Genomic DNA, 11,151 nt, shown 5'->3' with positions numbered 1-11,151 from the left:
TTTATCAGTAAAAATACGAGAGATATCTGCAGCGAGCAGGAACGAAAAATAGCGGACAGCTCCAGATGGGCGCTGTCCGCATTTGTTTTATTGGCTACATATTGATGCGAATTCATATCCCGGAGGGTCTTTAGCTGACACCCACTATGTTGTATGGGATATAGAATGCCACATTTTTTAGTACATTCAATTTCTATAACAATGTTTTAATCTTTGAAGCAACAAAAATGCTAATTCAGATTTATTCACTATGAAAAATATTCAGCACATCGTGATGATCTTTATACCGCGACCGGCTCACTCCTGATCACAATCATCTTCTTCAGCTCTGGCACACAAGAACCACAATTCGTGCCGCATTTAAGACGCGATTGCAGCCCTGCAAGCAGCTCATCCGGGCTGCCAGTCATTCCGCTCAGCGCACTATTAATTTCAGTATCGGCGACGTTCAGGCAACTGCATACGACCTTACCTCTTGCCGTAAACCCGTGTGGCGCACTGGTGCTCGGCATCAGTAACAAGCGACCGAGCTTGGCGACAGGTTCTTCATCGACCAGATAGGCTTTCAGCCAGCTTTCTGCCGACACGTCACCGGCCAGGGAGACTGCTGCCAGCTTGCCATCCTTGACCATGATGTGTCTGGCGTTACCGCGCTTGCTATCGTCGTAGCGCAACACCTCAGCGCCAGTAATACCGAATAACTGCTCGATCTGTTGCGTCAGCTCCGGCGCTGCGGCGTAGTCGTCGGCAGCACGAAACAAGATGCCTGTTTTGTCGCGGCCAAACGGGGTACAACTGGCATAAGCAAACTCACGCATGTAAGGACGTAATGCTTTTTGCAAGACCAAGGCTTGCTCCTTATCGATCCAGGCAAATACCAGGAAACGCCACGGCAATTCTGCCTTAAGAATTTTGACCGCTGCAGCCTTCAGCTCGGGCTGCTTCGAGCTAGGATCGATTGCCGGTGATGTCAGCGCATTCACGCCGTAGCCAGCGTTCTCGCCATGACCACGGCCGGATACATATTCCTCACCCCAGTGCATGGCGACAAATACCTGACCGGCCCGCATCTCGTCGCTCTCTTGCACAGCAAAAATCTGCGAACCGCGCCGGCTCGTCACGTGCACCAGATCGCCCTGCTGCAGAAAACGTCTGTCCATATCTTGCTTAGACATCGCAATCCCAGGCTCAGCTGCGTGTGAAAACAATTGTGCAACCGTGCCGGTGCGGCTCATACCGTGCCATTGATCACGTAAACGTCCGGTATTGAGCTGGAAAGGATGGCGTGCGTCGATCGTGTCCTTGATCGGCTGATACACGGTATTGACGAAACGGGCACGTCCGGTCGCAGTCGGAAAAATACCGTCCTCATACAAGCGTTGTTGCCCCTTGCTCGCACCTTCCGGATAAGGCCATTGCTGCGCGCCTGCCTGCTCCAGAATCGCATAGGACAAACCAGTGATATCAAGGTCGCGCCCACGGGTACTTTCACGATGCTCGTTCCAGACCTGCTCCGGTGTTTCGTACGGAAAAATCGAATGGGTTTTACCTAATAAGGTTTCCAGCTTGCGCGCAAACGCGGTGGCGATTTCCCAATCGTGCCTAGTCTCACCCGGCTTATCCAGCGCCGGGTTGACGCGGGTGATGCGGCGTTCAGAATTGGTCACCGTGCCGGACTTCTCCGACCAGGTCGTTGCTGGCAGCAAGATATCAGCATAGGGTACGGTCGCAGTGGTGCTGTAGGCCTCTTGCACGATCACCAGCTCCGCCGTATTGAGCGCTGCCCGTATCAGATTTTGCTCCGGCATAGACTGCGCAGGATTCGTGCAGACGATCCAGATAATTTTGATCTCACCGGCGCGCACGGCATCAAACATTTCGACTGCCGTTTTACCTGGCACCGCGGGTACATCGCCCACGCCCCACAGCGCAGCGATTTCGGCACGGTGCACTGGATTAGCTAAATCGCGGTGCGCCGACATCAGATTCGCCATGCCACCGACTTCACGACCGCCCATCGCGTTGGGTTGTCCGGTCAATGAAAACGGACCGGCACCAGGTTTGCCAATCTGATGCGTGGCGAGATGCAGATTAATCAGTGCGGCATTTTTTGCCGTACCGGATGACGATTGATTCAAGCCCTGGCAATACAGGGACAGCGTGGCTTTGGATTGTCCAAACCAGCGGGCGGCCTGGACTAAATCAGCTTCGGTAATACCGCAGGTCTGCGCAACGAATTTGGGGGTGTAATCGCGTACAGTTTGCTTGAGTTCAGCAAAACCTTCGGTGTGTGCCGCGATGTACTCATTGTCAATCAGGTCTTCCCACAAACACAGATGTAGCATGCCATTGAACAAGGCGACGTCGGTACCAGGCAAGATCGGTAAAAATAAATCAGCTTCACGCGCCGTATCCGTGCGGCGCGGATCGGCAACGATAATTTTGAGTGCAGGATTTTTTTTGCGCGCCTCTTCGATACGACGATACAAAATCGGATGGGCGTATGCCGTATTCGAGCCTACGATAAAAATGACTTCTGCCAGATCCAGATCTTCATAGCACGCTGGCGGCGCATCAGCGCCCAACGTCTGTTTGTAGCCAGCGACCGCGCTTGACATACAAAGCCGGGAATTGCTGTCGATGTTATTGGTACCGATCAGCCCCTTGGCGAGCTTGTTAAAAACGTAGTAATCCTCAGTCAGCAACTGACCAGAAATATAAAATGCCACACTGTCGGGACCATGCGCTGCAATCGTGTCGGCGAACTGTTGTGCCATCTTATCTAAGGCGACATCCCAATTTACCCTGCTGCGCGGTTGCTCACGCGTCGCACGCATCTCCGGATATAAGGCACGCGTTTGCATCTTGATCGCGGGTTGTGCCGACAGATGCAGCGTGCTGCCCTTGCTGCATAAACGGCCAAAGTTCGCGGGGTGATCAGGATCGCCGCGAACCCCGGTTACTTGCTGGCCTTCGGTCTGAATAATGACACCGCAACCTACCCCGCAGTAACAACAGGTGGCTAGTGTTTCGGTCATGTGCTTACCTTTTTGAGAATGCAGAAATACTATACTCCAGACCAGTATTATTTAAAGTGCCAATCAAAACCTGCGGAAATGGCATAGTTTTAATATAAATAAAGGGGAGTATATTAATTTTCGTACTAACGACGGTATCTTGGCAAATGCGGATTGGTGAGATGCCTGTGTAGGCAGGCATCGTTTCTCAATCACGCACTCACGGGATCCAGAGCGAGATTTTTCAGTTCATCGGCATCCAGAAAAACCTGACCATTGTCGATTTTCAGTGCAAATTTTTGCGTACAACCTTCGTCTGGCGATACCGCGCATCCCGTCGGCAATTCAATGTTCCAGTTATGCAGCGGGCATGCCACTTTTTCACCAAAGACGATCCCCTGAGACAGCGGACCGCCCTTATGCGGACATTTATCGAGCAGGGCAAAAACTTTATTTTCGCTGTTACGAAAAATCGCAACATCGGGTTTGGCGCTGCGGGTCACTACACGCGCACCGAGTACCGGAATGTCATCAACACTACAAATAGGTTTCCATTGTTCGGACATGGTGTTTCCTTTTTTATCTCTCACGCATGGCTGCGGCTCACGCATCCAAGCGGCGTTCTGGTGCGCAAGCGCACCTTGTTTATCAGGGCGAGTTCTCTGGGCGAATTTTCTCGACGATTTATCAGGATGCGGACAGCATCTCAAACTGACGCGTATCGACTTGCGCCTTCTCTGGCTCATGCCAAGGATCGCTCTCGCCTTCAAGAGCGAACAGCAAGCGCTGATACAACTCTTTGCGACGCTCTTCATCCTCGAGTACGATTTTCTTCACATGATCAAGACCAACGCGTTCGAGATAATGCACGGTGCGCTCAAGGTACCAGCCTTCTTCGCGATACAACTGCAAGAAGGCACCGGTGTACTCCATGACCTCCTGATGGGTTTTGAGCTTGACGAAGAATTGGGCGACCTCGGTTTTGATCCCGCCGTTACCGCCGACATAGACTTCCCAACCCGAATCGACACCGATCACACCAACGTCTTTAATACCCGCTTCCGCACAATTACGCGGACAACCGGATACCGCTAGCTTGACCTTGTGCGGCGAATACATACGAGCCAGTTCGCGCTCTAACTGCTGGCCCATCAGGGTCGAGTTTTGCGTTCCCATGCGACACCATTCGCTGCCTACACAAGTTTTAACGGTACGCAAACCCTTGGCATACGCCAGACCTGACGGCATACCAAGGTCATGCCAGACTTCGCGCAGATCTTCTTTTTTCACACCGAGCAAATCGATACGCTGACCGCCAGTGACCTTGACTGTGGGGATTTTAAATTTATCGACAACATCGGCGATACGACGCAATTCAGATGCATTCGTCTCACCACCCCACATCCGCGGAATCACGGAGTAAGTGCCATCCTTCTGAATATTTGCATGCGAACGTTCGTTGATAAAACGTGATTGCGGATCATCCTTTGCTTCACGAGGCCAGGTCGAAATCAGGTAATAATTGATCGCAGGACGGCAGCTTGAACAACCATCCGGTGTGCGCCATTCCATGAATTTCTGGGTCGCTGCGACAGTCAGCAATTTATGTTCTTTGATGGCATCGCGCACTGCCTGATGCGAATGATCAGTACAGCTGCACATGGCTTTGACTTTGGCGCTGTCGCTGTAATCACTACCTACCGTGAACATCAGAATCTGTTCCACCAATCCGGTACAGGAGCCGCACGATGCCGATGCTTTGGTATGTTTGCGCACTTCATCGAGAGTCAGCAAACCTTTTTCTTTAATCGTGCTGACGATCTTGCCTTTGCAGACGCCATTACAACCACAGACTTCTGCGGTATCCGGCATCGCGGCGGCTTTAGTAAAACCTTCATGACCGACGTCACCGGTATTGGATTCACCAAACATCAAGGTATCGCGGATCTCGGCAATGTTTTTGCCTTCGCGCAGCAGCTTGAAATACCAGCTTCCGTCAGCGGTGTCACCGTACAAGCAGGCACCGATCAGCTTGTCATCTTTGAGTACCAGCTTCTTGTACACACCACCTATCGGGTCGGACAGGATGATCTCTTCGGTATCTTTGCCACCCATGAATTCACCGGCGGAGAATAGATCAATGCCCGTGACTTTCAGCTTCGTCGATGTGACTGAGCCCTGATAACGGCCAATCCCGAAATTCGCCAGATGATTCGCGCAGACCTTGCCCATTTCAAACAATGGGGCCACCAGGCCGTACACAGTGCCGCGATGATTCACACATTCGCCGACAGAATAAATACGTGGGTCGTAGGTCTGCATTGTATCGTTGACGACAATACCGCGATTGCAATACAGACCTGCAGATTCTGCAAGTGCGGTGTTCGGACGAATACCGACCGCCATGACGATTAACTGCGCCGGGATTTCCAGACCGTCAGTGAAACGAATACCTTTTACGTGACCATTATCATCACTCAGAATAGCTTCTGTATTTTTCTCCAGCAGGAAGGAAAGACCGCGATCTTCCAGCGATTTTTGCAGCATCTTGGCAGCAACCTGATCAAGCTGACGCTCCATCAGCCAGCCAGGCAGATGGACTACTGAGACTTTCATGCCGCGCATCATCAGACCATTTGCCGCTTCCAGTCCCAGCAAACCACCACCGATGACCACCGCATGCGTATGTTTTTCCGCCGCTTCGATCATGGTATTTGTGTCATAAATATCCCGATACGCAATGACGCCTTTAGCATCCTTGCCCGGCACCGGTAACATAAATGGCACAGAACCCGTGGCGATCAGGAGGCGATCATATTCTGTCTGCGTGCCATCTTCAGCAATGACCAGTCGCTTGACGCGGTCGATCTTGACGATTTTTTTACCCAGATGCAGGGTGATATTATTTTCTTCGTACCAGTCGACATCGTTGAGCATGATGTCTTTAAAATTCTGCTCACCGGACAATACCGGTGATAGCAAAATACGGTTGTAATTAGCATGTGGCTCAGCACCAAATACCGTAATGTCGTACAGGTCGGGGGCAATTTTCAGCAATTCTTCCAGGGTACGCACGCCTGCCATACCATTACCCACCATCACTAACTTCAATTTCTTCATGGCTAACTCCTTTACTTGTCTCTGCTACTGACTAAGCAAGAGCAATGCCAGTTGGTTTTTATACAAACATAGGACCCAACACAACGATGCGGCCAAGCTCCTCGGGCAGCTATTTTTTGTACGCACGTATAAGATATTCCTGCTCAGTCAGCGGTTCAATCCGACCAACGTATTGCATCAAACTTGATCATTCGGTTTTTCATACATCTCACCAATTCAATGCCCAAATGCACAATATCGCACTCAAAAGATGCGGCAAAGTACCACTACTGGTGCACCGCACAAATCGAGAGCATTGCAATCTCCGCATGTCGTTTGCTCTATGAGATTTGCCTCAGTTTTGCGCGCAATCGTTTGCCTGAGTTTGCACGATTAGGTGGCATGGCACTTGCAAGGGGCATTAGCATTCACTTTTGGAGCAATCATGCAGAAAACCTCTTTCTGGAAAGCGGGACATACTCCCACGCTACTGGCCGCCTTCTTTTATTTCGATTTGAGTTTTATGGTTTGGGTACTGTTAGGACCACTTGGTATACAGATATCTAAAGACCTGGGGCTTAGCGCTGCACAGAAAGGTTTAATGGTCGCCACGCCGCTGCTCGCCGGTGCACTGTTACGTATCGTGATGGGGATGCTGGTCGATCATCTGAAGCCCAAAAAAGCCGGACTCATCGGTCAGCTTGTCGTCCTGATTGGCCTATGCTGGGCGTGGCTTGGCAATTTACATAGTTATGAGCAGTTATTATTCCTCGGCATTATCCTTGGCGTCGCGGGTGCCGCATTTGCCGTTGCCTTGCCGCTTGCCTCGCGCTGGTATCCGCCTGAACATCAAGGTACGGCGCTGGGGATTGCCGGCGCTGGCAACTCGGGAACCGCGTTCGCTGCCTTGTTTGCACCGGCACTGGCAATTGCCTTTGGCTGGCAAAATGTCTTCGGCCTGGCCTTGATTCCATTACTGATCGCTCTGGTGGTCTATCTGGTATTTGCCAAAGATGCGCCAGGTGATACGCCGACCAAATCATTAGGCGAATATCTGGCCGTCTTAAAAGATAAGGATGCCTGGTGGTTTATGTTTTTTTATAGCGTCACATTTGGCGGCTTCTCTGGTCTGGCATCAACGCTGACGATTTATTTCAACACGCAATATGGCGTGTCACCGGTAACCGCCGGTTATTTCACGGCGGCTTGCGTGTTCGCAGGATCCTTAGTACGGCCAATGGGTGGAAGAATCGCTGATCGTATCGGCGGTATTAAGACGCTATCCGTAATGTATGTGATTGCCTCAAGTTTCTTGTTTATCGCTAGTACGGGCTTGCAGTCTGCAATGAGTGCCGTAATTGTGTTTGTGATCGCGATGCTGGCACTAGGTACTGGTAACGGCGCGGTATTTCAGCTGGTGCCACAACGCTTCCGTAAAGAGATGGGCGTGATGACTGGGCTGGTTGGCATGGCGGGGGGTGTCGGTGGTTTTTATCTTGCTGCGAGCATGGGATATTCGCGTCAGATCACTGGTAGCTATCAACTTGGGCTGACGATTTTTGCCAGCCTGGCGATTGTTGCGCTGATCGGTTTATCATTGGTAAAAAAGCGCTGGCGTACTACCTGGGGTTCTGCCGCAATGACCACGGCAAAAATCTGACCGTAGCAACAAGATAAAACTTTCACGACAAACCACAGAATGACATCATTACACCGCCAAGCGATCACATGCCCTTAATCGTCTCTGCAGGCCACTCTTCAGTTGCTGGCATACGTGCCCGTAATGAGGATTTTGTCGGCATGGTGACCCCTGAGGGGCCCGAGCTGTCCACCAAAGGGGTGATTGCAGCCATTGCCGACGGTGTATCTGGCAACGAAGGCGGACGCGAAGCGTCAGAATATGCAGTGCGCGGATTGCTGACCGATTATTACGCGACACCAGATACTTGGGAAATCACCACCGCCCTGGAGCGCGTATTAGTCGCCATCAATAGCTGGGTACAGCAACAAGGCTCGGTACGTAAAGAACTCGCGGGTATGGCAAGTACGCTGACCACGCTGGTGCTGCGTGGCCGGATGTATTACACCGCACATGTCGGCGATACCAGGTGCTATTTATACCGCGACGGACAGTTGCAAAAATTGACGCAGGATCACGTCTGGGACAGGCCGGAAATGCAGCACGTGCTGACGCGCGCCATTGGCCTCGATAGCCGCCTGGCACTCGATCATGGCATGGGAGAACTCAAACTCAACGACGTCTTTCTGCTTGCCAGCGATGGCGTCTGGGCAGCAATGACTGAGTACGACCTGACCTATGTTATGAAACAGCTTGCCAACGCGGAGCTAAACTCAGAACAAGCGGCACAGAGTTTGACAGAAGCAGCCATTAAATCAGGCTCGCAAGACAATGCTAGTGCGATGTTTATCAAGATCAATAGCCTGCCAGAAGGGGATCTGCGGGATGCCTTATCGCAGTTACGTACCCTGCCGGTTCCGCCAAAAATGAAGCCGGGACAAAGCATCGATGGTTATCTGATTGAAGAGATTATCCATACCTCAGCAGCTACCCTGTTATATCGGGTAGCCGATCCGGTGCAGCACCGGACACTGGTGCTCAAAACCCTGCATCCTGATCGCGCTAACGATGCGATGGAAATCTCCGCATTTGCGCATGAGGCGTGGCTGGCAAAAAAAGTGGTGGCGCGTTTTTTTCCACAAGTCATCAGTCCCGAGCATAAAAACTTTTTGTATTACCTGACGACCTGGCACGCGGGAGATTCGCTGCAGCGTCGGATGGACGCAGGTCAGCATTTCACGATTCCGGAAGTCATTACCTACGGCAGCAAATTAGTGCGCGCCATCGGTGCATTGCATCGTCGCAGCATCCTGCATCGAGACATCAAGCCGGACAATGTGCATCTCGGTGAAGATGATGAAATCCGTATTCTGGATTTAGGTGTCGCCCAATCCGGGCTAGATGCTGAAGATAAAAACCTGAGTGCCAGTACCAGCATGGCAGGGACGCCGTCGTTCCTAGCTCCGGAACAATTTCAGGGCGAACCGGCATCGCGTCAGACAGATCTGTATGCGACCGGCGTCACCCTGTATTACCTGCTCACCCGGCATTATCCGTATGGCGAAGTCGAACCGTTTCAGCGACCTAAATTTGCGCAGCCTATCCCGCCGACCCGCTATCGCCCGGATCTGCCACTATGGCTAGAAAATGTCTTGCTGAAAGCCGTCGCGCGCGATTGCCCTGATCGTTTTGAAACCGCCGAAGAATTTTTGCTCGCTTTGGAACGCGGAGCAACCAGACCTCTAGCGGCCCCTGCAGCACAACCGCTGGCCAAGCGTGATCCGGCGGGCGTCTGGCGCGCCATTGCCACAACATCGATTATCCTGAATTTGCTCTTAGTCTATATTCTGATGATACGATGATCTGAAAATTGATGATCTGTCCATTCCGGCTGGTCCGGCTGGCTGCTTCACAAACAAAGGGCAAGCCGGGAGAATCACTGGACGAACCTGTCATGCTCATTCGCAAACAACTAACTGACTTGTGCGACCACGCTCTGCCGCGTTGCTACTGCATGTTTCTCCCATACCCGGCTCTTCCAGCGTAAATACATACTGGCTCCGCGTACCCATTCGTCGACAGAAAAAGCAATCCAGACGCCAGTCAAGCCCCAGCCAATATGTAATCCCAGGAACCAGGCAAGCGGCACAGCCAGTCCCCACATCGAACACATTCCCATCAATACCGGAAAACGTGCATCACCCGTCGCCCGTAAGGAATTGATCACGACCAGATTGAACGTGCGACCCGGCTCCAGAATCAGACTGAAGCGCAATAACAATGCGCCGCCAGCGACAATCACAGGATTACTAGAAAATAATCCCAGTAATTGCGGCGCAAAAAAAACAACGACACAGGCAGACACCACGGTCACTGCCAGACCTACCCGCAAGCTACGCAATAACTGCCGGTAAGCCGTATCAATGTCACCGGCGCCGATCATGTGTCCAATCATGATTTCTGTGCCTATCCCGATCGACAGGCCTACCATCATCATGATCATCGACAGTTGCATCGCATAAGAAAATGTCGCCAGTGCAGTTTCGCCCATTTGCCCGACGAAATATGTGATCACCATAAAGCTGGTCCACCAGCATAAATTTTCCCCCGCTGCCGGCAAGCCGATATGCAAGACCTTGTTCAGAGCATCGGCAGAAAAACGCCAGAACGAACTCAGATGTAAATGCCACCGGGTACGTTTTTGCATAAGCCAGCCAAAAGCCAGACAGGCCAGCGCGCGGCTAATCACCGTAGATAAGGCAGCACCGACGACGCCTAAGCGGGGGAAGCCAAACATACCAAAAATCAAAACAAAATTTAAGCCGATATTCAACACATTCATTCCGACAGTCACCATCATGACGTCGCGCGTACGACCATGCGCACGCAACACGGCACCAAAGGCAATATTGAGTGCCTCTAAAAACAAAGTTCCGCCCATCAGCGCCAGAAACGGTTGCGCATACGGCATAAGGCCTGGAGGCAGATGCAGCAAACCCAGCATCTCAGAAGAAAAACCGAAAGTCAGTACACTGACAATGACTCCTAACCAGAAATTTGCACCAACAGCCGTTGCGGCAACCCGCTCAGCACCTGCACTGTCTTTCGCACCGAGATAGTGGGTGATCACCACGCTACAACCAATACCGACGAAAGAAAATAAGACAATAAAAAACACCACAATCTGATTCGCCACGGCCAATCCGGCGACAGCGGCGTCACCAAGATGGCTAACCATGAAGGTATCGATCATGCCAGGCAAGATATGCGACAGTTGTTCTATCAGGATAGGCCAGGTAACGGCAAACAAACTAAGCGGTTTGAGGGAGCGGATTGACATGCGTGTTCTATAGCGATGAGGAGTGTTGCAGCAGATGTTAACTGTTATTTACTTGGTTATCGTGACTGGAAGAGCAACGGCTCTGATACATCAGAGCATAGATGAAAATTGATTCG

6 protein-coding genes are annotated in these 11,151 nt (G+C 51.6%); 2 read left to right on the top strand and 4 right to left on the bottom strand.

Annotated elements, in window-relative coordinates; all coding sequences use genetic code 11:
• Window positions 1-281: 281 nt before the first annotated feature.
• The 3 genes from ACO0K3_RS13785 to nirB all read right to left on the bottom strand — a co-directional run bounded on the left by ACO0K3_RS13785 (window position 282) and on the right by nirB (window position 6,137).
• Window positions 282-3,038, bottom strand: a complete 2,757-nt coding sequence (locus ACO0K3_RS13785; protein WP_422985481.1) for a molybdopterin-dependent oxidoreductase — start codon at window positions 3,036-3,038, stop codon at window positions 282-284.
• 191 nt (window positions 3,039-3,229) lie between these two features.
• Complete coding sequence (nirD, locus tag ACO0K3_RS13780; protein ID WP_422985479.1) at window positions 3,230-3,583, bottom strand: nitrite reductase small subunit NirD; 354 nt, start codon at window positions 3,581-3,583, stop codon at window positions 3,230-3,232.
• Between the two features lie 121 nt (window positions 3,584-3,704).
• Window positions 3,705-6,137: a nitrite reductase large subunit NirB gene (gene nirB / locus ACO0K3_RS13775; protein WP_422985477.1), complete on the bottom strand. Its 2,433-nt coding sequence runs from the start codon at window positions 6,135-6,137 to the stop codon at window positions 3,705-3,707.
• Window positions 6,138-6,561: 424 nt separating this feature from the next.
• Between nirB and ACO0K3_RS13770 the strand changes: the two genes are divergently transcribed.
• Entirely contained in the window at window positions 6,562-7,776 is a 1,215-nt protein-coding gene (locus ACO0K3_RS13770; protein ID WP_422985474.1) for a nitrate/nitrite transporter, read from the top strand.
• Window positions 7,777-7,844: 68 nt separating this feature from the next.
• The gene (locus ACO0K3_RS13765) at window positions 7,845-9,557 is read left to right on the top strand and encodes a protein kinase domain-containing protein (RefSeq protein WP_422985472.1); all 1,713 of its coding nucleotides are present in this window, start codon (window positions 7,845-7,847) and stop codon (window positions 9,555-9,557) included.
• A 110-nt stretch (window positions 9,558-9,667) separates the two neighbouring features.
• Here the strand turns inward: ACO0K3_RS13765 and ACO0K3_RS13760 are convergent, their stop codons facing one another.
• Window positions 9,668-11,035: an MATE family efflux transporter gene (locus ACO0K3_RS13760; RefSeq protein ID WP_422985470.1), complete on the bottom strand. Its 1,368-nt coding sequence runs from the start codon at window positions 11,033-11,035 to the stop codon at window positions 9,668-9,670.
• Window positions 11,036-11,151 lie beyond the last annotated feature (116 nt).

Origin of the sequence: Undibacterium sp. Rencai35W (assembly GCF_049340185.1) — a bacterium.
Lineage (GTDB): Bacteria > Pseudomonadota > Gammaproteobacteria > Burkholderiales > Burkholderiaceae_D > Undibacterium.
This window is presented reverse-complemented; position numbering and strand designations above follow the sequence as displayed.